General features: G+C 55.9%; 20 protein-coding genes and 4 pseudogenes. 9 read left to right on the forward strand and 15 right to left on the reverse strand.

What is annotated here, in order from left to right:
* Window positions 1-116: 116 nt before the first annotated feature.
* Both B8991_RS16240 and B8991_RS16245 read right to left on the reverse strand, forming a co-directional pair.
* Window positions 117-368: pseudogene (locus tag B8991_RS16240) on the reverse strand (IS110 family transposase); the annotation flags it as partial.
* 212 nt (window positions 369-580) lie between these two features.
* Window positions 581-5,137 (reverse strand): NACHT domain-containing protein, encoded by a 4,557-nt coding sequence (locus tag B8991_RS16245; RefSeq protein ID WP_084353999.1) that lies wholly within the window; start codon window positions 5,135-5,137, stop codon window positions 581-583.
* Between the two features lie 365 nt (window positions 5,138-5,502).
* Between B8991_RS16245 and B8991_RS16250 the strand changes: the two genes are divergently transcribed.
* The 3 genes from B8991_RS16250 to B8991_RS16260 all read left to right on the forward strand — a co-directional run bounded on the left by B8991_RS16250 (window position 5,503) and on the right by B8991_RS16260 (window position 7,400).
* A complete protein-coding gene (locus B8991_RS16250) occupies window positions 5,503-5,739 on the forward strand; it encodes a hypothetical protein (protein WP_084354000.1) in 237 nt (78 codons plus the stop codon).
* A 282-nt stretch (window positions 5,740-6,021) separates the two neighbouring features.
* Window positions 6,022-6,750, forward strand: coding sequence for a GIY-YIG domain-containing protein (locus B8991_RS16255; protein ID WP_084354001.1), 729 nt, complete (start codon window positions 6,022-6,024; stop codon window positions 6,748-6,750).
* The gene (locus B8991_RS16260) at window positions 6,747-7,400 is read left to right on the forward strand and encodes a hypothetical protein (protein ID WP_084354002.1); all 654 of its coding nucleotides are present in this window, start codon (window positions 6,747-6,749) and stop codon (window positions 7,398-7,400) included. The genes B8991_RS16255 and B8991_RS16260 overlap by 4 nt, the downstream gene beginning before the upstream one ends.
* Window positions 7,401-7,740: 340 nt before the next feature.
* Here the strand turns inward: B8991_RS16260 and B8991_RS16265 are convergent, their stop codons facing one another.
* On the reverse strand, window positions 7,741-10,185 hold the full coding sequence (locus B8991_RS16265; RefSeq protein WP_084354003.1) for an SIR2 family protein: 2,445 nt from the start codon (window positions 10,183-10,185) through the stop codon (window positions 7,741-7,743).
* A gap of 409 nt (window positions 10,186-10,594) precedes the next feature.
* Between B8991_RS16265 and B8991_RS16270 the strand changes: the two genes are divergently transcribed.
* The gene (locus B8991_RS16270; protein WP_143514631.1) at window positions 10,595-11,236 is read left to right on the forward strand and encodes a hypothetical protein; all 642 of its coding nucleotides are present in this window, start codon (window positions 10,595-10,597) and stop codon (window positions 11,234-11,236) included.
* A gap of 493 nt (window positions 11,237-11,729) precedes the next feature.
* Here B8991_RS16270 and B8991_RS21550 read toward each other — a convergent pair whose 3' ends face one another.
* Entirely contained in the window at window positions 11,730-12,002 is a 273-nt protein-coding gene (locus B8991_RS21550) for a hypothetical protein (RefSeq protein WP_179141520.1), read from the reverse strand.
* A gap of 528 nt (window positions 12,003-12,530) precedes the next feature.
* Between B8991_RS21550 and B8991_RS16275 the strand changes: the two genes are divergently transcribed.
* Entirely contained in the window at window positions 12,531-13,313 is a 783-nt protein-coding gene (locus B8991_RS16275) for a hypothetical protein (RefSeq protein ID WP_143514632.1), read from the forward strand.
* A 151-nt stretch (window positions 13,314-13,464) separates the two neighbouring features.
* On the opposite strand, the gene B8991_RS16280 is transcribed toward B8991_RS16275, so the two are convergent.
* The 7 genes from B8991_RS16280 to B8991_RS16315 form a co-directional block, all read right to left on the reverse strand.
* A complete protein-coding gene (locus B8991_RS16280; RefSeq protein ID WP_084354006.1) occupies window positions 13,465-14,106 on the reverse strand; it encodes a hypothetical protein in 642 nt (213 codons plus the stop codon).
* An 81-nt stretch (window positions 14,107-14,187) separates the two neighbouring features.
* Window positions 14,188-14,520, reverse strand: coding sequence for a hypothetical protein (locus tag B8991_RS16285; RefSeq protein ID WP_084354007.1), 333 nt, complete (start codon window positions 14,518-14,520; stop codon window positions 14,188-14,190).
* Window positions 14,520-15,662: a bifunctional DNA primase/polymerase gene (locus tag B8991_RS16290; protein WP_084354008.1), complete on the reverse strand. Its 1,143-nt coding sequence runs from the start codon at window positions 15,660-15,662 to the stop codon at window positions 14,520-14,522. Before B8991_RS16290 ends, B8991_RS16285 begins: the two co-directional genes overlap by 1 nt.
* Before the next feature lie 94 nt (window positions 15,663-15,756).
* Entirely contained in the window at window positions 15,757-16,122 is a 366-nt protein-coding gene (locus B8991_RS16295; RefSeq protein WP_084354009.1) for a hypothetical protein, read from the reverse strand.
* Window positions 16,123-16,489: 367 nt separating this feature from the next.
* Complete coding sequence (locus B8991_RS16305) at window positions 16,490-17,152, reverse strand: hypothetical protein (protein WP_084354010.1); 663 nt, start codon at window positions 17,150-17,152, stop codon at window positions 16,490-16,492.
* The gene (locus B8991_RS16310) at window positions 17,149-18,438 is read right to left on the reverse strand and encodes a tyrosine-type recombinase/integrase (RefSeq protein ID WP_084354011.1); all 1,290 of its coding nucleotides are present in this window, start codon (window positions 18,436-18,438) and stop codon (window positions 17,149-17,151) included. The genes B8991_RS16305 and B8991_RS16310 overlap by 4 nt, the downstream gene beginning before the upstream one ends.
* Window positions 18,439-18,896: 458 nt before the next feature.
* A complete protein-coding gene (locus B8991_RS16315; protein ID WP_235866661.1) occupies window positions 18,897-19,388 on the reverse strand; it encodes an N-6 DNA methylase in 492 nt (163 codons plus the stop codon).
* A 13-nt stretch (window positions 19,389-19,401) separates the two neighbouring features.
* Between B8991_RS16315 and B8991_RS22400 the strand changes: the two are divergent.
* The 4 genes and pseudogenes from B8991_RS22400 to B8991_RS16325 form a co-directional block, all read left to right on the forward strand.
* Window positions 19,402-19,509, forward strand: a pseudogene (locus tag B8991_RS22400) (DUF6441 family protein); the annotation flags it as partial.
* Between the two features lie 112 nt (window positions 19,510-19,621).
* Window positions 19,622-20,344 (forward strand): annotated as a pseudogene (locus B8991_RS16320) (baseplate megatron protein TIM-barrel domain-containing protein); the annotation flags it as partial.
* Window positions 20,337-20,615: pseudogene (locus B8991_RS22245) on the forward strand (YcbK family protein); the annotation flags it as partial. The pseudogenes B8991_RS16320 and B8991_RS22245, both read left to right, overlap by 8 nt.
* Window positions 20,612-20,869 carry a hypothetical protein gene (locus B8991_RS16325; protein ID WP_084354012.1) on the forward strand — a complete coding sequence of 86 codons (258 nt, stop codon included), beginning with the start codon at window positions 20,612-20,614 and terminating at the stop codon, window positions 20,867-20,869. The pseudogene B8991_RS22245 and the gene B8991_RS16325, both read left to right, overlap by 4 nt.
* 168 nt (window positions 20,870-21,037) lie before the next feature.
* Here the strand turns inward: B8991_RS16325 and B8991_RS16335 are convergent, their stop codons facing one another.
* From B8991_RS16335 to B8991_RS16350, 4 genes are all read right to left on the reverse strand, one after another.
* Entirely contained in the window at window positions 21,038-22,813 is a 1,776-nt protein-coding gene (locus B8991_RS16335) for an ATP-binding cassette domain-containing protein (RefSeq protein ID WP_084354014.1), read from the reverse strand.
* Between the two features lie 85 nt (window positions 22,814-22,898).
* Complete coding sequence (locus B8991_RS16340; protein WP_084354015.1) at window positions 22,899-24,428, reverse strand: SLC13 family permease; 1,530 nt, start codon at window positions 24,426-24,428, stop codon at window positions 22,899-22,901.
* Between the two features lie 15 nt (window positions 24,429-24,443).
* A complete protein-coding gene (locus B8991_RS16345) occupies window positions 24,444-25,085 on the reverse strand; it encodes a hypothetical protein (RefSeq protein ID WP_084354016.1) in 642 nt (213 codons plus the stop codon).
* Entirely contained in the window at window positions 25,078-25,614 is a 537-nt protein-coding gene (locus tag B8991_RS16350; protein WP_143514634.1) for a hypothetical protein, read from the reverse strand. The genes B8991_RS16345 and B8991_RS16350 overlap by 8 nt, the downstream gene beginning before the upstream one ends.
* Window positions 25,615-25,648: the final 34 nt, after the last annotated feature.

Here is a 25,648-nt window from a genome sequence, read left to right on the forward strand (position 1 = left end):
TCTGAAATAATGCGGAGGAACATGGGGCAAAAACGCTGACAAACAGCAGGTTTGCACAGAGTCCTCCGCATTATGGCCACCTGATGATAAGTCAAATAATGGAGAGGTGGTCATTACTTCACGTAGGGTTTGACGTAGCTGGCTGGCATGAGCTTCACGTCATGGCCAAGCTTGCGCAACTGGCGCCCCCAATGGTGGGATGATCCACAAGTCTCCATGCCGACAACACAAGGTGGAAGCGTCTCAAAGAAGGCAAGCAGCTTCGCGCGTTTTATGGCCCTATTGAAGATGACCCGGCCGTTCTCCGAAATGCCGTGTACTTGAAATACATCCTTGGCCAGATCAAGGCCGACTGTTTTAACTGTCATTGGGTGGCTCCTTTCCTAGCAGTCATTGATAACTGCACTTTGGCACATTCGACGCCTGTGGAGCAGGAGCCACCCACCTCATCCGCTCAGGGCCGTTCGCGTAGACCGACATCAACGGCGGATTTCGGACATTCGCTGCGAGTGCAGTATCGAAAAGCAGCTACGCAATAAGCGGTCATTCAGAAAACGCTGATTCAGCCGAAAACGTCAAATTAACGGTTTGTATCATTGTTCCACCCAACTTGCTGCCAATCCGTCCCGTCCAACCAAACTGCCCCTTCAGATCGACGATAACTGGACACGTCATTCACGCCGCCAGGCCATGTGTTCCGTTCAGCGACCATTATCCATACTGGCTCCACCTCGTGCTCATCTACATACCGCAGTAGCACTGCCTCATCGATCACAACTGCTGTTTGATGCTCACAAGGACGCTGCGATTGAAGCACTGTGTTGCCATTCGCGTCTTCAAAATATTGTGGCCCTCTCCCAGACATGTTCACGCCAAGCTCATCCGCAAACCATTTCTGTGGCATATAATTGGAGAAACCGTCGGGTAGAGTTTTGTCGAGATTGCTTTCCCAGTGATAGTTAGAAATCGGTATGGCAAATTCACAACCCGCTGGGGCTTTCCAAATATGCTTATCAAACTTTTCGCCTTGCCAGGTATCACGCCAATACGCCTCGCCAAGGTAGGGACCATTTGTGAAGCCACGTGGTTGAAAGTCATGTACGTTCAAGTGACCTTCTCGTTCGAGATAAGCGGCAAACTCAGACGCATATCCCTTCTTTAGAAGCACACAGTAGAAGAACCTGAATTCATCATACCGTTTGCCATGACCACGATTGGTTGGTTTGCTATAGTATTCTTCCGCCTGGTGGAACTCGTATAGGACCAGCCAACGCTTTCCGTTTGCATCCACACGTACCAGTTTTTCAGACATAGATTGTGTTGGGTCTTCGGTGAAAGGCCATTGTTTTAGATCGGCTTCCTGCACCTTTGGGAGTGTGATCATAGGTTCAGACATCCAGCCAGCATCCAGACGCATCCCGGGGTGGTACCTAGTCTCCGTCGGCAGGACCGTCGGTTCAATATTTCTACGATATTCATTGTGGCTGTACTTGAATTGGTGAGGCCGCTCCGGCCAACCTTCAATAGTCCAATAATTGTCCGCCAAACGAGCCTGTAGCTCATCCAATGCGATACGTTGGTACTTTTTGCCAATGCGTTCTAGATCGTTTTCATGCCGAGAATAGCCACCACCATGACCATCTCTCGGAAACAACTCCTTGGTCCAGCCAAGTTCGTATGCTCGTTTGGTTATCCATAAGCGACACTGATCGACACTGGTTTTGCTGTAATCACCATGGCCAGCAGCGTCATTGAAATACTCGTCCGTCAGTCTCCGATTTTCATCATCACTCAACAGCGCCCGTAAGCCTGACAGGGCGTCTTCTTTTGTGATCGCGTCTTCGTCCTTCTCAGTATCTAGTTCTATGGCCTCTGTCCCTTCGACCACTCCAGCCGGGTCAATTATCTTGAGGTAAAACTTGATAGGAATGATGGATGCCTGATTGTATGCCTCTAACGCTTGGACCCGGTCTGGATAGGGGCTGATCACTTCGGCTTCAAAACGATCTTTGATTTCGGTTGCCGACAGCGGTGCTGGGTCTGACAGGCGGGTAGTCAGAAAATTGCTGACACGCCCTGGGATGCTGTACTTGCCATAGTCTCCCCATTCACTTGATGCTGATTGGAAAATCGATTTACCGCCCCTTTGATCAGCAATTGCTTCAACCTGCTCCTTGGTGAGATCAAATTCAGGTTCATCCGACCCGAACGGGGGATAGCAATCAGCAATCTGAATGCCTTCGCTCAGTGCGGTCTTGCTTTCGGCGAGTTCGATTAGCCCGAGTGCGTAGTCCCGAGTCAACAATGCGACAGGGGGCTTACCATAGGCAAAAACCTTCGCGAACACCTGTTGGGAGTAGTGCTTCAAACGCTCAGACGTTGGATCAATGCAGCAGGCACCAAAAGCAGCCGCATACAGGCGTTCGATGATATAGGGATCATCGCAATCATGCATCTTGCTAAGTACAAATTCGAAAGTATCTGGTTGCTTCAGAAATACCGTTATGAGCGCCTTGGTCGCCCTGTCACGCAGGGTCATGTGCGATGACGACAGAGACCAGGCCAAGACCAATGAAGCTAACTGCAAGTGGCGTTCGTCAGATTGGCGATCAAGTGACGATAGTGCCCAAGATACGATCCGGTCGATCTGACTAAATTCTTCCCTTGAGGACCAGTTTATCCACTGCGTCCAATAGCTGTCGCGTTCGGCTAACTTGAACCTACCGAGATGGTCATGAAGGCGTTCAGCGTTGAATGGATGTCCAATTGTCATCGAAACTTCAAGCAGTAGGCCAATTGGGTCAACGAAATACTCATCCAACCGGTTTAGAAGTTCTCGCGTGTCCTTAGTGAAAGCATCCAAACGTCTCCACTTGAAGCTTTCTCCAAACCCATCCTGAACTGAGTTTCCTTGCTCCCATTTTTGTTCCCAATTCGGCAGCGACATTGCAAACTCACAGCCAATTTTCTCTGGGTAAATCGTTGATAAAGCACCGACCAGTCCGGCATAATCATATCGAATGTTCCCCTCAGGATCGCCATCATAGAAAATAAAATTAAGCGGTCCAGAATGCAGAAACTCTTCTCCGGGCGAATTGCTTGCGTCCTCGTCGGCAGTTAAAGTCGATGCCTTCATATCAATGATTTTGGCAATCAACGTGTCTGCCATCAGGAAGTCTTGAAAGCGTTGAAAAGAGAACCTTATCAACTCCGACGGTGGGTCTAATGGATCAAAATCCTTCGAATAAGGAGGCGGATCACGTCGCAATAGGCTTGTTTCTGTGAATACATCTAGCCAAGTCTTACCTTCTGGTGGCTGACGGTTTCCAAAGTGTTCCTCAGCAATCTGATGTGCCTTTTCGACAGTAACGTAGTCATTGCCGTCATTCGCCATTTGCACTGCGATACCGCGGACATATTGCGTTAACGCCTTTGACATGTCGCCAGCATTGATTGTTCGCAAGCCGGTTCTGACACTCAGCCCCTCAAGATATAGCAACATCAATTCAGACAAACCGCGTAGACCACGCGGGAATTCGGTTTCACCCTTGCTTAGCAAAGCCTCACTGGTGCTCTTCAAGAACAATGGATTTGAAAACTCCGGTGATAGCCAAGGTGTGTTTGGGCGAGAAATCCCTTTCTTGTCCAAATACTGGATCGCCGCACGTTCACGTTCGTCAGGTGTGATGAACCCTTCGACACGATAAACCGGCAAAGTTTCCAGTAGTGCTTTGGGGATCGCATACTGAGTGTATACGTCACGGCAAGAGAAGACGGCAGCGATGTAAGGATAATTTCGGAGCGCCGCCACGACCTCCGGTAGCCAATGCATCCAATACGAAGCGCCTACGCCTTCATTAATGGCATCGAAAAGAAGAAGTATCCGTTGCCCCTTTCGTTCGCCCGACGCGTTCAAAACGCCCAGTATGTCCTCCGCCGTTTTGCCTGTGAGCCCTAGCACATCACCAAATTGCGGCCAGAACGGTGCTTCAGATAAGTCTTGCCCCAGCACGACCACCGTCGGCAAACCTTCCCTAACACGTTCAGAAGCAGTCTGGCCGAGCAGGTGAGACTTGCCCGAGCCAGCTTCACCAAAGACTAAAGCGCATCGCTTTGCCTCCGCCAGCCAATCTCGATCTCGCAAAACACTGCCTAGAGCACTGGTCGCTGATGAAAGGTCTCTGAACGATCTGGAAACAACCTCAAGCTTGTTCCGATCCTTTTCGTCTACGCTTTCACGATCCATTGAATTGTATGGGTGCTCAAGTTTCCACGTCGCATCGCGGAGTTGCCCGACAGCTTCCTGTGCTTGCGGCCAAACCCAGTCTTGATCAGGAGCAAAGTCGATTGATGGTCGCATCGCAACAAGGTTATCCCAGCCATCCGTCATAGCCTTCAGTGCCGCTTGGTCGGGAGCTAGGGATGTTGTCGTGAACTCGATGGTAGGAACACGATTATTGGCTAAGTCGTTGAACGCTTTATGTAGCCGGTTGACCGCTGCTGGGCCTCGCACAATCGCGTCAAACATCGACGCAGTTGACACCTCTACGTGGTCATCGGGGTTAAACCGATCGTCAAGCTTCAGCGTGGCTGACGCTACCTGCTTTTCAAACCACTGGTCATCTAAGACATCTCCACCAAACCAGAGCTTTACAAGCGGGCCGTTGCCCTCCTGCAAGAGCTTGTCAGTTAATGCGGTCTCGTCCCAAAGCTCAAACTCAATTGTGATTGAGTTCTTTGCAGCAAGGGCCTTCCACTTTGCAACACGCTCATCCCATTTCTCTTGCTGAGACTTGTCGCCGCTACGTCCTTGCTTGCGCTTAGGTGTGAGATCAAATGGCAATGCAAAGATGTAACTAGTCAGTTGTGGGTGGTTTTCTAATGCTGTGGCGACAGACTTGTCCATCTGCGTCCACTGGGCGTTGCCTAGCGTTTCAAAGTACTTGGCTTGATAACCGATCTTTGTACCGTCGCTATTAATCCAAATGGCTTCCACCCCACCATCACCACCACGGCCATCGTTAGGTTGGAATTCTATGCTATGCTCGGGTTGCTCTCGACGCGCCAAAACTTTCACTAGAGCTTCGAACGATCCGCTTTTACCCTTTCCGAATTCGTTAATTTTTGAAAATTCCATCACAACTCAACCTGATTACGTCTGCAGTGCATTTAGACTACCCACGACCAAACCATACTGACGTAGGCTCAAAGTGAAAGGTCGCTTTGCTGCAAACTGTGAACTTACTGATGCGGCGATTGCGGCCCTGCAGCGAATGTCTCCTTCGACGGGCCGCACCGCAGCAACACCAGCGCCGGCTGGATGCCTCCTTTGGGCCGCTCTAGGCCACTTGGGCCTGGTGCCTGCGATCCAGCAGGGACTGACAAGTTTTACGTTACCCCCACAAGCTCCCGCCGTGCCGCCGACGCCAGGAAGGATGACTTGGTCATCTTCCGCGCCTTGCATCTCGGGCGACTGACCTCGGTAAGCTCGCGACAGCCGCCATGCGCGACCTGGTCGACGGGCAGGATCTGACCTGCCGCCTCAATGGTGACCGGACCTACGACCGGGAAGTAGGCCGCTGCGCTCTGGACGATGGCCGCGACATCGGCGCCGTTCTGATCGGGCAAGGGCTCTGCGGTCGCTGCGCGCGGTTCGATTCGCAGGGCGGGTATGTCGAGGTGCAGCGCGCCGCCGGGCCGTTCCGAGGGGAGGTGCCGGGGTACGGTACGTCGCACTGAGCGCAAAGGCTGGCACTCTGATGCGTGGACCTAATCAACGTAGGGCGGCTTGTTGACTTTCTTTGCACCCGCGAACCCGACCGGCAGCCAGGTCGGAAGCCGACATTCAAATTCCTAGGATCCCACGGTCTTCTCTGCATTGCCGCATGCCTGCTGCGAGCCCCAAGCGTACGGCCTCCAATCTGGTAGCTGGCTTCCATAATTTTTATGCGATACTAATTCATCAGTGGGTATGTAGCATACTCGTTCATTGTTTATCGGTTTGAGTTTGGCGGTCCAAGTATGTCTTTCGAAGACGTAAGAAAAACGCGTATCAGCGACCAGAAGCGCTTCTATGATTTGCTTGATAGCCTCGAGAAGCGACTTGGCGGTGCCCGAGTTCTCTCCGATTGTCATGGTAGGATGGATTGGCCTCAGCGAGGAGTCTATTTCTTTCGTGAGCCGGGGGAAAACCGTAACAACACCGACTTGGGACCCCGTATTGTGCGCGTTGGCACACATGCGCTGAAGGCCGGCGCTAGAACCAAACTTTGGAACCGACTATCGCAACATCGAGGAAGCGCCCAATCCGGTGGAGGTAACCATCGGGGATCGATTTTTCGCCTTCTTGTTGGCAATGCTCTAATCGAACGCGATAAGCAGTGTCACTCAAACTGGGGAGAAGGCAGTTTCGCGACGCGCGAAATCCGGCAAAGCGAATTGCCTTTGGAACAAGCTGTCAGCAAAGTCATCGGCGCCATGCCTTTCCTTTGGTTGCCGATCAACGATGAGCCCGGCCCGGATAGTCTCAGAGGTTACATAGAGCGAAATTCGATAGCGCTTCTGAGTAACCACAACCGCATAAATGACCGACTTGATCCGGCTTCTGACAATTGGTTGGGGTGGCTGTGCGATAGGGACCGTGTCAAGGACTCAGGTCTATGGAACCAGAACCATGTAAACGAGAAATACGATGTCGTGTTTCTGGATACTCTGGAAACTCTGATTCATGAACTGTGGGGTACCAAATGATTTGTGTTATTCAATGTGCTGCATCCAAGAAAGAAGCTGCGGGTCATCTTCGGCGACGTGATGGTAGTAAGGTTCTGTTTGTCGCCGATCCAGTAAGTGGACCTGCCGAAGCCTCGTGTGGCTATGCCCGCCCTGACGATATAGCGGAGACAGGAAGAACTTGGCGGGAGGAGTTATGTATTTACAATGAGGCGCCGGGAAATAATCCGCTCGGATTGTTGCCTGCTATCCAGCTGTATCAGAACCAAACATACGCACTGCTCGCCGAACAGTTTGGAATAGATCGGCTCTACATTCTGTCAGCTGGATGGGGCTTGCTCTCTGGGAGTTTCCTGACACCAAAGTACGACATCACCTTCAGTGCTCAGGCGGATAGCTACAAACGGAGGCGAAAAAAAGACACTCACAAAGACCTGCGCATGTTGCCGCTGGACAATGATGAGCCGGTGGTCTTTTTTGTTAGCAAGGGATACGTCCCACTTGCATGCGCCCTAACGGAAGGCGTTAAGGCCCCTCGCTATTTATTCTACAACTCCGCAACGCCACCTGATGCACCAGGGTTCATGCTAAAGGCCTATGAAACGCGAACGCGCACAAATTGGCACTATGAATGTGCAAAATCCTTTTTGGCCGGGGACATTGAAATTTAGAACTTTGGGGACCACGCCCTTGCAAGAATGAGCAACCGACAGCTTTGTCCGCTCCGACGTCCTCCGCCCCACCAAAATCTGCATCTAGCCGGCAAAGTCTGGTTTGGGGAAGCTGCTACTGCGGCGCTATAAGATTCGGCCAACTGCGAAGCAGGGCCATTCGCTACGCTCTGCAATAAGGGCGGAAAGCGGAAGTTCGCTGCGTTTGGCGCGCAACTCCGGGTTGCTCACCAAAGCGGACCTTAGCTTTCTGTAATAGTGCGGCCAGCCGTCAAGTAGGCGTATTGTAAAGCAGATAATCGGAAGAAGCACTTCGCGGCACACATTTGCCTTTTCACCGTCATGCCCCAGTCTTATCAAGCGCTGCTTGGGCTTTGTCCTTTTGGTATCCGGCCGGAATCACGCCAATTCTGCCACGCGCGTAGCTTGCGAGATTTGTCAGCCAGTCGTTGATTAGACTTTTCTGCCCGTCTTCCAATTGGTGACCCAGCGCGTCAAAAGTTCGCGCGATCCCTTCGAGTGTCTCGAACGGGTAATGCTGCGGATCGTCCTGAAGCAGAATCTTGTAAGTGATATCGATTGCGTCCTTGAAATCCCTAAACAAGTTTGCCCCAGTTCGATTGGCCCTTTCGGCCCTCAACATCAGGAACTTAGCGCGCCGGTCGTAAAGTTGACGACGGTCGAATCTCTTTCCAGTGCGGCGTTCGTATTCGGTTGCTTCTGTATACCCCTGTTCGAGAAGCTTCTCGGCGACGGAGATATCTCCCTCAGAGCATTTGGCCATGTGCCACTGCAGCCAAAAAAGCGGCATCCGCCTGATTTGTAGTTTTTGCTTGTTGTGTTCGAAGAAGCGGTCGACTTCTTCACTGTCAGTGACAACGTCAGAAAGGATGGAAAACCGCATCATCTGATTGAACATGCGCTGTTCGAAAGGGTTGCGATGGATCGCAGCCAGGTTATGCAACAAGGGAACGATAGCATCTACGATATCGGAGTCACTGAACAGGTTTTGTAGGATGTTCTGTGCGCCGATTGAGGGGATGGTCTGGATGATCTCACCTGTCCGTCGCACAAGGCGGAAGCTGTCATTGGCGGCCTTTGCATCGAACTTGTCAATGATGGCACCATAATCTGTCTCCATCGCATTGCTGAGGAAGGAAACCGGTGCATTCTCACCAATATGGGCGACAAATAGTGCAGCGATGATCGCCGCGCGCTCGGTCGAACTGAGGGATAGCTTGTTGAATTCTTCGCGATATCGATTTGTAACGTATTCTGACCGGAGCAGTCGCATCAGGAAATGCGGTAGACTTGCCTCGCAGGTATTCTGGATGAAACGCAGCCTCGCATCGGAGCCAAGGTTGTGAAAATCACGCCAACCGGCGATCTGATCGGCGAGGTCGCTCAGGGCGTGCGCTTCGTTGTCATCAAGACGGGCGACGGGGATTCTCCGGAAACTGCTAAAGTCTTCCAGAGATGCAAGGCCAGCGGGGCTCGCATCGACCGCCACGGCCCGGCTGGTGAGGAGCAAGACGCCTTCCTGCCCATCAAACTGACGCGCGATGCTGGCAAGCCGTTCTGCCGGTAAATCAAAGCAGTTTTCGATGATAAGTGCCGCATTCGGCGCATGGTGAAGAATGTCTGCAACCTCGTTCAACACGCTCTCATAAATCTGGCGTATCTCGTAGACTGGTCTTGTACCTGACAGGCGATAGGCGAGATCGGTCGCGAGCAGGGTCTTGCCATCGCAGGGATATCCTTCGAGAAGCACGATCCGCGCATCATCTGCGATGGAAGACAGGATCTCCTCCATGGTGCCTCGAAGTATGTGATACTCGGAAACACCGTTGGACAGATCCCGTGCGAGCTGTGATGGCTCGACCTTGCCGAAGAGGAAAAGGTCTTCGATCTGGCTTTGCGTCGGCACTGTAGTGGCGGGAGGCGTCGGCGTGTATTTCGAAAAACTGGCAAGCCGAGGTTCTTTCGGTGCATCCGTCTCCAGTAGTTCTTTTACGGTGGCAGCAAGTCCAGCCCGGCCGATGAAGAACGGCGTACCAAGCCGCTTTTGGGCGGCAGTGACATCAGGGTCCGCCTTGGCAGTCGGGCGATTGATGAAGAAGGCTTTTTCACGCAATCCTGTAAGGTCGTTGATCGCTTTGTTTAGGTGAAAGTCACCGGCATTGAACCCCACGAAGGCCACGATCTGAGCCTGATCAATGTCGCTCCGAAAGCGGTCGAGCCACTTGTTCACTTGGGTAAGCTTCGAATAGCTTTCGGCGCCAAGTACGCAGCTTTCACCAAAGTTGTGGATGTCCCACTTGTGCACATAGCCGTGCAGATGGATGATCGGGAGATTTGGAGTTTTCGTGCCAGGATCATCGGTGTTGTTAAGGGCCTCTACCTCTTTGTTCGCTGCCCGTGCCGCGATCTCGAGAGAATCGTCATAATTCGTCGTATAGACTGCTTCCCAAGGGTAGCGCAGCAATTCCGTCATGTCTGAAGTTACTTCGGAAACCGAATACCGGCCTTTGAGTAGCGCCATCATGCCGTTGTCGGCAATTTTATCTTGGAGCGCGTCGGCGGCGTTCTGGAGGTCTTTGAATGGCGGCTCCTGACGGAGTTCGGTATTGAAGAGATTGAGCAGCTGTGCGCCGGTACCGAGCGTTTCATCCGGCTTGAAATTCAGACAATCCGCAGAAAACCCAGCGCCGCAGAACAGGATGCCACCGCCGTTTCGGGCCAGGTCCAGGCGCCTTTGGAACTCCTCATGTGCATCTGTGGGCATGGGTTAAGACTCCTAAATTATTGCTCATTTCCGAGGCGACGTAACCATTGCTTGGCTTCGTCCCCAAGGTTTTAGCATCGCCCATACTTTGTAAACTTCTTTGAGCCTCTTTCGACGCATCATTCAACTTTTTCGGTAGTTGAGAATGGCCGCTTCGGTGAAGCTGCAATGCGGCGTCAGTTCTTAATACGAAGGTCCGCTTAGGGCCGTCTCTGCTGGGCAGACCCGCTGACCTGGGCGTCCAGCACGCCGCGCCGCCGCAGGTCTGCTTGGAGCCCCAGACTTGCCTTCGCCGTGCCTCACCTTTTCTGCGCGCGCACGCGGCAGGTGCCAGCCCAAAACACACTTGAAAACCACTCAGCACATGCAGAAACTTCGAACATGAGATTCCTGCGAAAAGGGGATGGTTGTGACCAGGAAAAGCAATTTCGAGGTGGTTTTTACAGACGGTTGGACTGAAGAAGATCATAAAGCGTACTCGGCCGAATTGACCCAGCGCCACCTCGACGAAACCTTCTTTTTGAGAGCTTTCGCACCTTCACCCTTCCATTGGCACTTCCAGCAAGCCACTGATGCCTTGGCAGATGGTCTATTTCTTCCGGGGATGTCGGGCCTATTAAACGGTATAGAAGCAAGCCTTCGAACCGTTTGCTGTCGCGTCAAGGATCGTTCGTTGGCTGGCGACTTGGGTCGCGTGATGAGCAATCCGCTTCTGAAGGAAGCCATAGAAGTTGGTTTGAGAATTGAAAACTTAGCGTTTCCCGGAGAGGAAGGATTCTTGGAACAAATTAACCGACCTAAAGATCCGGTCCGCCTTGTGGATCTCAGGAACAACATTTGCCATGGGAATTTTCAAGCATATGCGCGCAACCTGCCTGAGATTGGTGAGTTCTTTACTCCTGAATGTTTGGGGCCAGTCTCGGCGGAACTTCTTGGTGTGAGTTATAAATGGGCTTTAGAAGTTTCGAGATTTATGGAGGAGCAAGGCTGGAGAACTGCCGAGGCCGGATTACAAATGCCAAAGAACCCTTTGAGCCAATGGTTAAGCTGAATTGAAGAGCATAGCTTGCGGATTTTTTTAGCGCACCTTGGGAGAGGCGGATCTGAGCTATGTCCGGACTGCCGACCTCGGGATCCTGGAACTTGCTGCGCAGTTGCATGAAGGTCCGATATGGGGAAGCTGCGCTGCGGCAACGGTGATCCTGGCCAAGGTCGGCTTTGGTGAAGGTTTTTTGATGCGGGACGCCGCGGAACGGAGCGGTTTTGCGCGACCACGACCCGCGTTGGGAAGCCTCCCAAGGTGGAAGCCGCGGGGGTCTTGGCCCCGTCTATGGGGAAAGTGTGCAGTCGGTTGGGGCGACCGTTGCATCAGTGCTGTGGCTGAAGTTGTGCATGGTGCCCGATGCGCTCGTGCGGTCGGCTGGGGATGCCGAAGAAGCTGTGTGTTTCGGTGTCATGGCCGCCTTTTGTGACGCTGGAGATGAACAACCACACGCCGTTCGGACCAAATCCGCGGAGTGCAGTTGGTCGTTTTCCGTGACGACTTACAAGCGATGTGTCATGCTGCCTGCTCCCTTGGTGGTGCGCGCGACATCGGTTTTTGCCCGCGTCGGAATATCTCGATGATACGCATGGCGCCGCCACAGCAGGGACATGGCTCGCGCAGGGTGGTCCCTGGTGCCGATCGCAGCATCGGCCAGGAACACCATCGCCTTCGGGACGGCGGCTTCCGGGGAAATGGCCCACGAATCTCGCGCCTGCAGCATAGCTGGAGCTGAGCTTCGCATGAACGTCGCGAAAGGGCTGGCTCCGGCCATATGCTGCGGTTGGCATGTAGCGCGGCTACGGGGCGTGCAGGCCGCTGGTAGGATGGTTTTGGTGTCAAAATTGGATCGGAAGTGGTATTAATTGTGGTATTGTTATAAGGATAATAAAAAATAGTAATATAAAACAGTAATTTACATTATAATACATGCGGACACCTCCTCCGCCACTTGCCATTGATATCATTCGCAAAAAGGCGATGCGCAGTCATCTGCCCCACATAATACCCCACAAAGAAAAAACGTTTGAAAATCGTTCAGAAACGCGCCTTCTAACGGCGTAACGTCAAACTCTCTGAAATGTGGATGCGCGCAACAGTCAGCCCACTCCGATCCCGTCGCGGTAGTCGTGAGCTTTGAGTTGCCCCCCCCCCGCAGCGTGGCAGTCCGTATTGCGCGACTAAAAATACGTTGTAGACCAGAAGCCCACATATAATTAACAATGATTAACGGGCGACCTTACAGCGGTGGCCCACATTAGGCTTGTTTTTGTTTTCAACTTTCATTTGAGGTTTGTTTTTCATGCGTTTTTTCATAACTTCTTGTGTAGCGATGCTCTTGACTGCTTCGGCCAGCGCTGCTGCCACGGTTGTAGCCGAATACGATACCTTCGCATCAATCTCCGTGAGTGTTGTCTCAGCCACCTATGAGCACTCAGGTACCGATGCGCCCGGGGCCCTGCGCGGCGATATTATTGATTACGATTTCGCTATTGACCGTTCCGGAACAGGAATAATTGACTTCAAGCGAGATGAATTTCCTTGGGAAGGGACTATCGATCCGCAGGGTTGGCCGCGCTACAGTGTGGCCTTGGCAGCCTCGGGCTATGCCAGTCCGACAGAGATTTCTGGCTCAAGCTATCTCGCCGGAGGGATCAATCCAGGTATCTTTTACAGAGCTAGTTCTATTTGCCACCAGCATCCAGTCGGTGATTGTCCCGCAGTCGAACGGCTCGTTCTAGAACTGTCCTACGACGTTGAGACCCGCGCCTCGCCCGAAGTTCACGACCCACTGACGGGTAGCGCCTCGGCGGCGGCGAGTGCGGATCTGAGGGTAGGCGGTGACGCATTGCAAATCGGCGCGCGCGGCAATTCGAATGTCAGCGGAACTCATAGGTTCGTTATGGAGCCGGACACATGGTTGCACCTTAGCCTATTCATTCCGGGCGTCGGCGGGAGCGCCACCTACCAGCCACCGCAAGTGGTCCCTCTACCTCCGGCGATTCCGCTCATGGGGTCGGGATTGCTGATGCTTGGTTTGGTGTCGCGCCGCCGCAGTCGACTGTCAGTGGCAACTGAAGATTAACACGCTCAGAAGTTGGCGTTATTCGGTCAAGGCAACAGTGGGCTTTTTGTCCGCCCATCGGATTGGGTTTCTGGCGTAATTCGGTGACAGCTGAGACTAGCAGAAAGGGCGCTACAATTTCAAAAGCGATTATACTGGACCAAATGAGCCGCTATTTATCAACATAGATCCTCATGTCATCATCGCTAAGAAGGTGGCGATACTTCCAAATGAATTCGCGGTCGGCCTCGCACTCGCACCATTCGATTTCAAAGCAGTGCTGGGCATAGGTCCGGTTCCACATGCCTTTGGGCTTGAAGGCTATAAGGTTTGCCGTGCCGGGCGCGCCGCCCAGCGCAACGCGCAGTTTGTTTGCGCGCCTCAACATGCGGTCGTAACGGGCCTCTGACTGGCTGGTATAGGCAACATCGTAGCAGTGGCGGCAAAGGAAGTAGCGACCCCCTGCAAACAGCTTCCCAACGCGACAGTTGCAGGATCGGCCAGAGACAACACCGGGGCAGAGAAAGTAGGGGCGTTGCCCGCCAAAGTGGCAATCTGCGCGGATGATGCGGATGGATTCGGTTATCGGTTCCCATGCGCCGCCGTGCTGGCTGATCCGGTAATCTAGGACCAACTGGCTTTGCTCTGCGCGATAGGCAATGCGGGCAACTTCTTCGCCGTCCTGTGACCAGATCCAATTGCCTCGCCTGCCGGGTTGCAAGCAGCCGTCGCGGTGCATCCTGTTCACATCCAGTGACCGGCAGGCCTCTGCCCTTCGCCGTCTGGCGGGGCGGCCTGATCCATATCCGCCCATCAGACAGCCACCTGATATTTTCCGAAATCATTAGCCAAGTTCAACTTTATCGGTGCCAGTCTGCGGCGCGCAGCCGGTTTTCTAACCGTGATCATGTCCGGCTTTCGCCATCTGTGATTTTGCGATGAAATAGCCCAGCGCTCCGAAAGACAGGTCGGCGATGCTATCAGCCATCACCGGCCAAGTGCCGCCGCCGTTCGGAATATCGCCCAGCAGTTCTTTGACGATCCAACAGCTAAACAGGAAGGCCACCAGCCGCGTGGGCGCATGGAACAGAGCAAGGCTCGCCCCTATCAGCATATGCGCCATCTGCACCGACAGCATTGCGTGCCAGTCGGGCGCAGGATCGGGGCCAAGGTCAGAGCGGGCAAACTCTGCCAAGGCTTCCCGCACGGCGTTTTTGAAATCTGCCATCATGTTTCGCCGTCCGATTTGTAGGTCTGAAATCGCGCGTCATAAGTAATCTTAGACCCTTCCCCCGCCTTCTTCCGCACCACTCTAGAGCGAAGTAGTGGGATATCAGCGTCGGCTAAGTTCGGGCGCATCCGGGTCAAGACGAAGGTTTGTGGCCGTGATCCTGCCCGATGCTTGCCCGCCAGCCGCAATAGTCCCGCGTCCTCCAAGCTGCGCCGTGCTGCCCGCAGGCGGGGCTTTGACAGGTTCAACAGGCCAGCCGCCCGCATGGCATCGAAATCCAGCGGAAAGTGTTTGCCGGGGCTATGGCCGTGCTGATCCACCAGCAGCGCCAGCAGGGCGATAGCATCCGCACCATTCGGCAGACCGCGCAAAGCATCCAAGGCCAGTCGCTGCATGGGAAAGGCGCTGTCACGGCCCCGATAGACGCGGTTCTCTAATCGGCATTTCCAAGCCCATCCGGCAATGTCGTGCAACTCGCTATCGGGCATTGTCGCAGGATCTTCGCACCAGTCGTCACGAATGCCCGTAAGGTTAGCTTGCAGTTCGTTGGCATCGTTCACAAATTCCACCATGCGCACGGCCTCCTTCACCATTTCAACATGCCTGTGCCCGGTCGGAATAGGGGCTGTCTTTGCAGTGACAGCGCCACGGATCAACGGCAGTGCATCTTTCCCCAGCAAACCCTTGACCGCGCCATACACCCCGCCATCAGGGCGTTGTGACAACGGCCCCACCACATAGCTGCACGCCCCTGTCTTGATATCGACGGGCAAGCCCTCTCCGCGCAGGTTCGGCATAGTCCCGGCGGCGCGGTAATAGAGATGCCGACCGCGCGGGGTCGTGACATGGACCGGGCTGCGGCCAAAGCGTGCTTCCATCTGCGCGACAAGGTCCGCGTCGTCATCGTCGCAGTCGATCACCGCCAGACCGTCCAGCCGCACACCGTAGACCTGCGAACCTGTCCGGTGCATCGGGGCCAGGATCTGCGACAGAGTCAGGCCGGGGCCAGCCCACGCCCGTAACAGTGGCACTTTGCCATCCGCGCCACCCAAGGGCAGCAAGGGGAAGCCCGCCCCTTTCAGGCGAGCAACCTCGTTGCGGATCACATCGGGCAAACTGCTTACCCGAAGGGCTGTCATTGCTTACCCTCCCCATAGGCGAGATTGGCAATGCACTGCGCCACGGCCCTAGATACCCCTAATTTACGGCGAATATGAGCGATGCGCAGGGCCATCATGTTCGGCCCTCCATCTGTTCAACGCATTCAACACGACCATTGAGAAAATAGACGCCAAATCTTGCACGGTCCGTCGCGGCGTCGTTTTCATACATTTCCTTGATGATCGGCACGCGGTATTCATGGCGCAGGATGCAGACACGGTCTGAAATCCGCACCGGGCTTGCACAAAATACGGGTTGCGCGATCAATGCATCAAGAATGATCCTGTTGCCTTTTGACAGCGTGATCAGGCGCGTGTCACCAACTTCGTCGGTGATCCTGTAATGCGCTGGCGTAGCGTCCCGCGGCAAGTCGCGCCACGCTTCAACCCGCAGGGCGTTAGCAGGGGGGGTAGCGCCAAAATTCGTGGTCTTATTCATCTTCTGATTTCCTTTGTTGAAATCAGAACGGGCCGGGGATATTCTTGCACTTGCTAAAGCTACACGAATAGAGCCGCTGCCCGTTCATAGGGTGGCGGTTTTTCGTTATTCGGCTTCGGCTTTGGCAGCTTCCCAAGCCTCGATATCTGACAGCCTCCAGCGTGAGCAGCCGGGTGTTAGGCGGATGGGCTTTGGAAAGGTCGGGTCGGTATTCGGCCAACGGCGCGGGGTCAGATAATGGACTCCATAACGTTCGCCAAGCTGGCGGTCTGATAGATAGGTTGCAGGCATATGCATCTCCATAGGGTTACTATGGAATGCATTGTCAGGTATCGGGTCACGATTGGCTTGACGGAGATGAGAGGTTTCACTCCGTCACAGAATTCCAAGGTGCCTGCGATTGCCAATAGGTGTGCATCTCGGGGTTTGCAGACCCCACCCGATTCATTATCTCCTGAAAACTGTGGGCCATCTGACGCATCGGCGCTGCTGACTTATGATAGCAAAGGTCTTTTATAGACCGATATGATTTGGCATGACCAAGTCTCTCCAAGGCCGCTGAAACTGCATCACACGCGGAACCGCTGGCAGTGTTGTCGCCTCTGGTAAGGTCTAGGCCAAAATCCTGCACGATGCGCTTGGCAGACCAGTAAAGCATAACATTATGAGTGAAGGTCGCTGCCTTCTTGGTTTTCTTGGGCGCATTGATAATGCCCGCCAAAAAAAGGCCTGCAAAAAGACGCCCGTCCTCAGGCATCGCTTCATTTCTGATAAGTCGTGACGCGATGATGCGCCGAGCCAAATCGAATGCACCACGTTCAATCTCTACGTGTTGAAGGAGCCAGATCAATGCGCCATCGGCGCAACGGTAATAGCCGCCTTTATCATCTGTTCCGTTAATGACAGGTAGACTCAATGTGAACAGAATCTCCATTGGCTCAATATCAGTTTCTTTCAACTGTTTGTTGGAGACTATCCCCCGCAATACCATTTCAGCAAAATCTATTGCTTTGGAATATTGATCCGTCATCCAATCTTCACCACATTGTCAGGACGCTCTCCTCCGTCCAAGTAGTAGGCCCAGTCGTCCATCATCCTTCGGCGCTTTTCGATCATATCGCCGCGCCGATATGACGCCTCGACCGCGTTGCTGATCCGGTGCGCCAGCGCGACTTCGGCCATGTCACCGGGATAGGTGGTGCGCTCTGCCACCCAATCGCGGAACGTGCTTCGCAGTCCATGCGGTACGGCAGGGCGTTTGCTTTGGCGGTCAACAAAGCCTGCGCCCCCTGCTTCGATATCCGCCTTGTGCATCCGCTTCATCGCTGCGGAAAGCGTCATGTCCGAAAGTTGACCACCTCGTGCCGCCGGGAAAACCAGCGGGTTGCCGTCCATCCGTGGCAGAGTTTGAAGCATTGCCACGGCCTCGACAGACAGCGGAACGCGGTGTTCGCGGTCCATCTTCATTCGCGCCGCCGGAATGATCCACAGCGCCTTTTCGAAGTCGATTTCATCCCAAAGCGCGCCCCTTACCTCTTGTGACCGGGTTGCCGTCAGCGCAAGAAACTCCAACGCCCGCGCGCCGAAGCCCTCACGTGCCCGCAAGGCAGAAAACCAGCGCGGCGCATCGTCGATCATCAGCGCAGGCTGATTGCTCTCCTTTGCGACCTTGGACGGCGCGGGCAATAGATCTTTCAGATTGCCCGCCCATCGCGCCGGATTGTCGCCCGTGCGATGCCCCGCCACCGTCGCCCATGACAGCACAGCCTCAATCCGGCCCCGAAGGCGTGACGCGGTTTCGGTCTTGTCCCGCCATATCGGTTCCAGCACCCGCAGCACGTCTTGGACGGCGATATCCTGTACCAGCATCTTGCCCAGTTCCGGTTTCGCATAGGTCGCCAAGGTATTCTGCCATTGCTGCCGATGCTTGGCGTTCTTGAAGGCGTCCAGCTTCGCGGCAAGGTATTTGTCGGTCGCATCCGCGAAGGTCAGGCCACGGCTTTGAGCTGCTGCCAACGCGGCCTTGGCGGCTTTGCGTTCTTCGATAGGGTCAATGCCTTGGCTGATCTTGTCGCGCGCCTCGCGGGCCTTTTCGCGGGCCTGTGCCAGCGTGACAGCCGGATAGCCGCCAAGACCAATGTCACGCCGGGCTTCGCCAACCTTGGCGCGTAGCACCCAAGAGCGGCCCCGCTTCGGTGTCAATTGCAGGTGAAGGCCGGGAACGCCACCGACAGACCGCAGCACGTTTCGATTCCCGCCGGGGTGGACAAGGCGCTTAACATCCAGCGCCGTTAACTCATCTGTGACCTTCGGCATATTTCTATCCCACATCCTACCCAACATAAATAATGTAACTGGATGCATGGGATTGCGCAAGATAGCATAGCGCGGCAGGGCGGGTGACTATGAATAGTGTTTATTTTCATAATGGTAAATGGTTCATTGCGTGCGATTGCAAAGCCGTCATGGCGGGCACCTCCTCCGCCACTTGCCCTTGCGAAAGCATTCTCCCGATCCGGTTCCGGCCGGATTTTTCCGTTGTATTCGAGGGTTATGTGGGAAGGGCTGAACACCTGCCCATGCGCCAGTAAGCGCGGAAGTGGTCTCTCAGGGCCGATATTCTCTGGACCTCATGACTGTGCGGATTTGGTGTTCAGGTTGTAAGTTTCTGATATCGATACTTTTTCACCAAGGTGATGCTAAGCACTTCGACGTCAGTGGCGTTCCCTAAAAAGGACTGAAATCGAACTTTCAACCTGCATGGCTCGGGTCCGTCAATCCGACGCTGGTAGTGGTGATAGCCCAAGTTCCTTCAGAAACGCGTTGTGTTTCGTTGTTGACTTCCGAATTCGCTTCTCGATTTCGACCAACTCCTCGTGCGTGGCCGACAGATCGATGGCCACCTCATCTTTGGCCGTGCTGACGTAGCGCGAGATGTTCAGGTTGAAGTCGTTGGCCTCAATTTCGTCCATTCCTACGCGTCTGGCGTACCGTTCGATGCTCTCCGGACGCTGTTGGTAGGTGTCGATGATCTTTTCGATATGCCCATCGGACAAATAGTTCTGTCGCTTGCCCCTTTCAAAGTGCTCTGACGCATTGATGAACAGGACGTCATCGGGTTTTTTGCACTTCTTCAGGACGAGGATGCAGACCGGAATGCCAGTTGAATAGAACAGGTTCGCCGGAAGGCCGATGACGGTGTCGATGTGCCCGTCTACGAGGAGCTTGCGGCGGATCTTCGCCTCCGCCCCACCTCGGAACAACACACCGTGCGGTAGGATGCCGCAGGTGAAATTGCCGAAGCGGCTGAACCTCGACCGGGATGCAGAGCGGGGGTTGGATAGCTTGCCGGGGCTGATCGTGGCGAAATGGGTCGAAGGACGGTGATATTTCGAACCACACAGTCTAGCTGGGGAGCGAACCGAAGCCACCTGGAGTTCCTTCAAGCAAGACTTGCATCATATGGTTAAGGCCGACGGCAATCTCGTGCCCGAGAGGATGGGGTTCGGCCACGCCCGCGAGCTTCAGCGTCTCGGGCAACAGCGTCAGTTGGACCGGATCGCCCGGCGACTGGGGTTTGCGCCGCATGGTGCTGCACTACGCCCATCTCTGCGCGGCGGCGGGCGGCGTCGACGCCTTCCTGATCGGCACGGAGATGCGCGGGCTGACCACGATCCGCTCGAGCGCCAGCAGCTATCCGGCGGTGCAGGCCTATCGGGACCTGCTCGCGGACGTGCGCTCGACCCTCGGGTCCGGGACGAAGATCGGCTATGCGGCCGACTGGTCGGAGTACTTTGGCCACCAGCCGGGTGACGGCTCGGGCGATGTGTTCTTCCATCTCGATCCGCTCTGGGCCGATCCGGAGATCGATTTCGTCGGGATCGACAACTACATGCCGCTCTCGGACTGGCGTGACGGGTTCGAGCACGCCGACGCGCAGGAGGGCTGGCCCGCGATCTACGACCGCGCCTATCTCCAGGCCAACATCGCGGGCGGCGAAGGTTTCGACTGGTTCTATGCCAGCGCAGCCGACCGCTTCGCGCAGGTCCGTACCCCGATCACCGATGGCGCCGCCAGCAAGCCGTGGGTGTTCCGCTACAAGGATCTGCGCGCCTGGTGGTCGAACGCGCATTACGACCGCCCGGGCGGGGTGGAGAGCGGCACGCCGACGGCATGGGTGCCGCAATCCAAGCCGATCTGGTTCACCGAGCTTGGGTGTCCGGGCGACGGCATTTGCAGCCGAGATGCCGCCTGCGCGCGAGGTTCTGGCCGACAGCCGCACCATGAAGGGCGGTGGCGCGGCCGGAGTGGCGACACTGGGTGCTGCCGGGGTGGAGGTTGCGCAGAGCGTCCTGGCCGAGACCCAGAACGCGATCCTGCCGCTCGTGCCGTACCTCGACACGCTTCGCTGGGTGTTCATTGCCGTGGCGCTTGGCGGCATCGCGGTCACGATCTACGCCCGGCTCGATGACTGGCACCGGGGGCAGAGATGATCGCCGGCATTTTCGGCGGGATCGCCGCCACCCCATGGATGCGGGCGGCGCTGCGGTTCGGAGCCATCGCCCTCACCATCGTCCTGTTCCTGCTGTCGATCCGCCGTTCCGGCGAACGCGTCGGGCGGATCGCTGAACGTCTCGAAATCACGGAGAAAGCCAATGAAATCCAACGCCGGATGCTGGAGGCGGCGGCTCGCCGTCTTCGTGATCGTGACGAGCTGGTTGACCGGCTGCGCGACGGAGGGTTTTGAGACCGGCGGCCTGGGAGCATGCCCGCCGATCGTGGAGTATAGTAACGCGTTTCAGGCGCGGGCGGCAGAGGAATTGGCGCTACTGCCGGATGGGTCGGCTGTCCTGGATATGCTGCGCGACTATGCAGTCATGCGGAATCAAGCCCGGGTTGCGTCCACGCGATAGGGCTATTCGGCCGCGATTGGCTGCTTCGACACCTCCTCGCCAAGCAAGTTGGCAAACATCCCCGGAGTCGCGGCCAGTTCCTCGTAGTGGCCGCTCTGGACGATCCGCCCCCTGTCAAGAACGACTATTCGATCGGCCCAAACTAGAGTGTCTAGCCGATGGGCGACCATGACCATGGCGCGGCCTTGTGCGTGACAACGTAGTTCATCCATGAGTTCGGCTTGGGTTTTTCCGTCGAGACCGGACGTCGCTTCGTCCAGAACTACAAGGCGGGCTGTCTTTTTTGCGAAAACACGCGCTAGAGACAGCCGCTGGACTTGACCTGGTGAGATGTTATCTCCGCGCTCCGTCAGTTCCTTTCCGAGCGGCAGGTCAAGGCGCGCAGTGGTCAGTGCCTGCTCAAGTACAGCGTTTTCGACATCGCCTTCGCGCACGACACATTCGACGATGTTGGCGCGCACAGTGGCCTTGCGGACGTATGGTTTCTGCGGGCCGTAGCTTACCAAGTCAGCGAGCGTCCCCTTGGCGACGTCACGCACCTCAGCGCCGAAGACCTCGAGCTTGCCATCATAGTCCGGCAGGAGGCCGAGGATCGCCTTCAGGAGCGTGGTTTTTCCACCGCCGGATGGACCTGCGATTCCAATCACTTCCCCGGCATGAATATCGAGGTCGATCTCGTCCAGGGTGATTTCCTTGGTGCCGTCGAGCGCGGTGCGTCTCAGTGACAAACCACGTGTGTGCACCACCGGGGTCCCAGCCACGAACGCTGGTGCGACAGCTCCACTAAGCCCTGGGTCGTCGGCCGCATCGATCACCTTGTTAGCCGCGTCGATGTGGAGGGCTGCTTCATGCATCTCATCGGCCACGCGGTGGAGCTGCTGCAGCGGAATCGCGGCGGATTTATAGAGCATCGCCAACGTAAGGATTGTGCCGGGCGTCATGTTGTCGCCCACCACGAAGAAGATCCCGATTCCTACCACAAGCGCCTGGCCGAGGTCTTCAATCAGGCCCTTGATAGCGTCGAAAGCCATCATCCACTTGTGGTGTAGGAACTCCGTCTCCTTAATGACACGGGTCTCGCCATCGAACCGGCTGCGCACGTTCTTGGCCATGTCCGAGGCACGGACGAAATCGAGGTGCGAGAGGAGTTCGGTGATTTGCCCTGCTAAACTGGCAGCCTTCTGGATCAACGTGATCCTGATACCCTTCTGGCTCCGGATCTGCAGCACGGTGACGATCGCGCTGAGCGCCAGTACGATGAGGATCACGCCACCCGCGTAGAAGTTTTCGCGAAAGGCGAAGATCACCGCGGGGATCGCGATTGCAAGCAGCGGGATCGCATCAAGGAAGATAAGCTTAAGCCAGCGGACCATTCCGTGGACACGTTTGTCAAGCAGGACGGCGACTTCACCCGAGCGCAGGCTCTGGATCGCGTCGACTCGCAGAGACAAGATTTTGCGAAGGTTGCCCATGGTGACATTGCGTTGCAGCCCAACGGCAGTGCGCTCGACGAGGAATTTCTGCATGACCACGAGGAGGATGCGTACGAGCAGGACGGCCACGATCATGAGAAAGATCGGCCAAACTTCGGACGCGGCGCCGTTTTCAACGATCATGTCGACGATGTCGCCGAGGTAGACGGCTGGCAAGTTGGCCAAGAAGCCCGCTGCGATGACGGCACCGGTCGCTGTTGCCATTGCGATTGTCCCGCCCCGGCCGAGGCGCTCAAACAGACTCTTAACAGGTTTGGGGCGGTGGTGTTCGGGTTGCTGTTTCATATCGTCGTCCTTTCCGGGTAGATATGTCGTCGGGAGGGGCTGAGGCGGGTGCCGCGGGCGAGGTAGCCCACGGCATAAGGCCAGATCATGCCGCCGAGCCGACCGACGTAATCGAGCGTTGACTCTTCTGGCGGTGCTGGCTCCAGATCATCACGCCGAGGACTATGAGCAGAGCCAGCGGCAAAAGGTTCAGCAGCCAGGCCTGCTCAAGGGTGGAAGCGAGGAGTATCCAGGTGATCGAAAGGCCGAGCTGAGCCATCGCAGTCACCAAGCCGAAGCCAAAGTAGCTCATCGCTCCCCAGGCAGCGCGACCCTCGTCATCGACGAAACCCGCCTTGACGACCTCACCCCGCAGCGTGGGACCGGCTGTTGCCGAGTGCATGAACATGCTGGAGCCCGCACAAATTGAAGCCGCGAAAGCCACTCCGATCAAATCACCGAGCGGCGACAGCGGACCCTCGCTTAGGCTGATGAAGATCGGCAGCACCGCAGCCGTCGCAGGCCCGGCGGAGAACATGCCTGCGGCGATGGTAACGAGGATCATAAGGGCGATCAGCAGCATCGCGCTGTCGGGAATCGCCGCGACCAGCGCATTGGCGATAAACCCAACCACCCCAAGGACCGATACCAGCGCGGCGACGGCAAGGATCGTCATCATAATAACTAGGGTCTTGAGGTCATACTGGCTGATCACCTCGGCAGATCGCTTAGGGCCTGTCAAAACAGCTGCCGTCGCGACGCCAACCACTGCCGTCATGAAGAAAGGCCAGTCCTCGGGTGAAACCAGCGCCCAGGCGAGCACCATAGTCACAAACACGCCGCTGAGCACAATCGCGCGTGGTAGATCGGGCCTGACGTGCCGGGTACGGGCATCCATCAGCGAAAGATTAATACGAGTGCGGGCCTCTTCCTGTGGGTTCGAGGTCTTTGCCTGCAGACGCTGAAGGGCAAAGGCGTATGCAATGATCGCCATCAGCGCGATGCTGAGCGCGAGCGGGAACGCTCCGAGGAGGTAGGGCGTGAACCCGACGAGGCCGCTTGACATCAGCAAAATGGCTGGGAAGTCGCCCATCGGTGTGGCCATGCCCCCAAGGTTGCACAGCACAAGCATCAACGCGAGGAACATGGAGGTCACGCTGGCCGGCGCCCGCATCGCGCGAAGCAAAGTGAGAAAGATCGGCGCTAGCACAAAAATGGCCGCGAGATTGTTTAGCATCGCTGAAGATCCGAACATGAGCAGGCCCATCAGCATTGCGGCGAGCGCAGAGCGCCCCTTGGTGGCTCGGGCGAGTTTGAACCCGATCGCGTCCAGCGCTCCGGTCTGTGCGACGAAACGGCTGAAAACGTCTAGCGCGACAAGGATGGCCAGCACATCGACAGGGAAGGCGGTGGCCAATTCACCGAACCGGACCTGACCGGTTGCGAAGAGCGTCACAAAGCCCACAATTGCTGCGAAGGCGAGCATGCTTAGCAGCGTCGCCCGCCCCACGAAGTGGTGGGTCTCGGGAACTTCTTCAGGTGGCACATGCCGGGGGTTGTCCACCTCAGACCCTGCGATCAGTCGCAGCGCCCGGTGTTCCTGCAGAAGCGGGTTGGTGTTTGCTTGTTCGCTCATGGGGTGTCCTTTCGATCAGACGTTGTTGACGACAGCTTCGAGCCCGTCGGGGTGGCAGCAGTCAGTGAACTGGTCGCGGCGAACCATCTGCCAGTTATCAAGGCGGCGGTCGTGGATAGTGGTTTCGCTGAGCGGCAGTATCGCGATCACGTCGCCGGTGAAGCGCTGTCCCCGTACGCTGCCCAAGGCGCGGGCAGCGGCGGCATCAACCATGACGTAGCCACTGCCAGCATCGAAGCCGATTGCGACGACGGTCGTTCGGGCTTCAAGTACTGGCACAAGCCCTTGCGCGAGGACCTGTACATCAAGACCCGCCGGAACGTTCTGGGCAACATTCCGGCATTCCCGTAGGGTGACCCGTGGCGGCAGGAGCAGATCTGTCCTGCCGCCGAAGTTGGTCGCGTGAAGTGCCTCGAGCAGACCCAAGTCATTGCCAAGCATAAGAACGCGGGTAACTTCGCGCGCCTGGATTAACGAGAGCACGCAGCTCTGCAGAGCCAGCCGCCAGTACTGCTCAGGCAACTTGACGACGGTTTCAGGGGCGACGAGCGATGCATCGCTCGTCGCCAGTTCGCGGTCCTCTTCTTCGCATTGCGCGAGCCCCCAGAGGAGGCCGCCAATGCCAACCGCGTCAAGCGTGGCTTGAAACTCAGACATCGTCGTCCACCTTGTCGATCATCGGCGTGGTCGAAGAGAGATCTGCCAAGCGCAGAGAAATCAGCGACACGAAGGCGACAGCCTGAACCTCGATTGGGCCCAACATTGCATCGTCAAGAACATGCCGCTGATGCGTTCCGGAAAGAGCTGACCCGATCGCTTCGATACTGGCTTGACCGGTGGCGAGGTCATAAGGATCAAACTGTGGTGTCGACACGCCGATCTGCGTTAGCGTGACCAATTGATGCTCGATTGTCGCAACATGCATCCGGAAAATCGCAAGCATCTCAGGAGGCGACATTGCCATTGCCCGGGTCAGCCAGGTGACAAAGTCATTCGGCAGAAGCTTCGCGAGTGTGACTTGAGCGCCCGACGACATCGCGTCGACGGCCAATCGTTCGGCATTATGCCCATGGGTGTCTGACCACCGCTCATCAACCCGGCTCGAACCGGCGCGATTGTGGCGAGGGAAATGATCGGGAGGATATTGGCCATGATGGCGCGGAGGGTGATGGTGGTGCTTTGGCATTGTCCTTGTGCTCCTTGGTCTGGTGTGGCACGGG

Source organism: Primorskyibacter flagellatus (assembly GCF_900176485.1).
In the GTDB taxonomy this organism is placed as follows: Bacteria; Pseudomonadota; Alphaproteobacteria; order Rhodobacterales; family Rhodobacteraceae; genus Primorskyibacter; species Primorskyibacter flagellatus.

Excerpts from the sequence above, each read along its gene's own strand:
- B8991_RS16245 (WP_084353999.1), bottom strand. The coding sequence starts at position 5,137 with ATGGAATTTTCAAAAATTAACGAATTCGGAAAGGGTAAAAGCGGATCG.
- B8991_RS16250 (WP_084354000.1), top strand. The coding sequence starts at position 5,503 with ATGCGCGACCTGGTCGACGGGCAGGATCTGACCTGCCGCCTCAATGGT.
- B8991_RS16255 (WP_084354001.1), top strand. The coding sequence starts at position 6,022 with ATGTCTTTCGAAGACGTAAGAAAAACGCGTATCAGCGACCAGAAGCGC.
- B8991_RS16260 (WP_084354002.1), top strand. The coding sequence starts at position 6,747 with ATGATTTGTGTTATTCAATGTGCTGCATCCAAGAAAGAAGCTGCGGGT.
- B8991_RS16265 (WP_084354003.1), bottom strand. The coding sequence starts at position 10,185 with ATGCCCACAGATGCACATGAGGAGTTCCAAAGGCGCCTGGACCTGGCC.
- B8991_RS21550 (WP_179141520.1), bottom strand. The coding sequence starts at position 12,002 with ATGGCCGGAGCCAGCCCTTTCGCGACGTTCATGCGAAGCTCAGCTCCA.
- B8991_RS16275 (WP_143514632.1), top strand. The coding sequence starts at position 12,531 with ATGCGTTTTTTCATAACTTCTTGTGTAGCGATGCTCTTGACTGCTTCG.
- B8991_RS16280 (WP_084354006.1), bottom strand. The coding sequence starts at position 14,106 with ATGGGCGGATATGGATCAGGCCGCCCCGCCAGACGGCGAAGGGCAGAG.
- B8991_RS16285 (WP_084354007.1), bottom strand. The coding sequence starts at position 14,520 with ATGGCAGATTTCAAAAACGCCGTGCGGGAAGCCTTGGCAGAGTTTGCC.
- B8991_RS16290 (WP_084354008.1), bottom strand. The coding sequence starts at position 15,662 with ATGACAGCCCTTCGGGTAAGCAGTTTGCCCGATGTGATCCGCAACGAG.
- B8991_RS16295 (WP_084354009.1), bottom strand. The coding sequence starts at position 16,122 with ATGAATAAGACCACGAATTTTGGCGCTACCCCCCCTGCTAACGCCCTG.
- B8991_RS16305 (WP_084354010.1), bottom strand. The coding sequence starts at position 17,152 with ATGACGGATCAATATTCCAAAGCAATAGATTTTGCTGAAATGGTATTG.
- B8991_RS16310 (WP_084354011.1), bottom strand. The coding sequence starts at position 18,438 with ATGCCGAAGGTCACAGATGAGTTAACGGCGCTGGATGTTAAGCGCCTT.
- B8991_RS16325 (WP_084354012.1), top strand. The coding sequence starts at position 20,612 with ATGATCGCCGGCATTTTCGGCGGGATCGCCGCCACCCCATGGATGCGG.
- B8991_RS16335 (WP_084354014.1), bottom strand. The coding sequence starts at position 22,813 with ATGAAACAGCAACCCGAACACCACCGCCCCAAACCTGTTAAGAGTCTG.
- B8991_RS16340 (WP_084354015.1), bottom strand. The coding sequence starts at position 24,428 with ATGAGCGAACAAGCAAACACCAACCCGCTTCTGCAGGAACACCGGGCG.
- B8991_RS16345 (WP_084354016.1), bottom strand. The coding sequence starts at position 25,085 with ATGTCTGAGTTTCAAGCCACGCTTGACGCGGTTGGCATTGGCGGCCTC.
- B8991_RS16350 (WP_143514634.1), bottom strand. The coding sequence starts at position 25,614 with ATGCCAAAGCACCACCATCACCCTCCGCGCCATCATGGCCAATATCCT.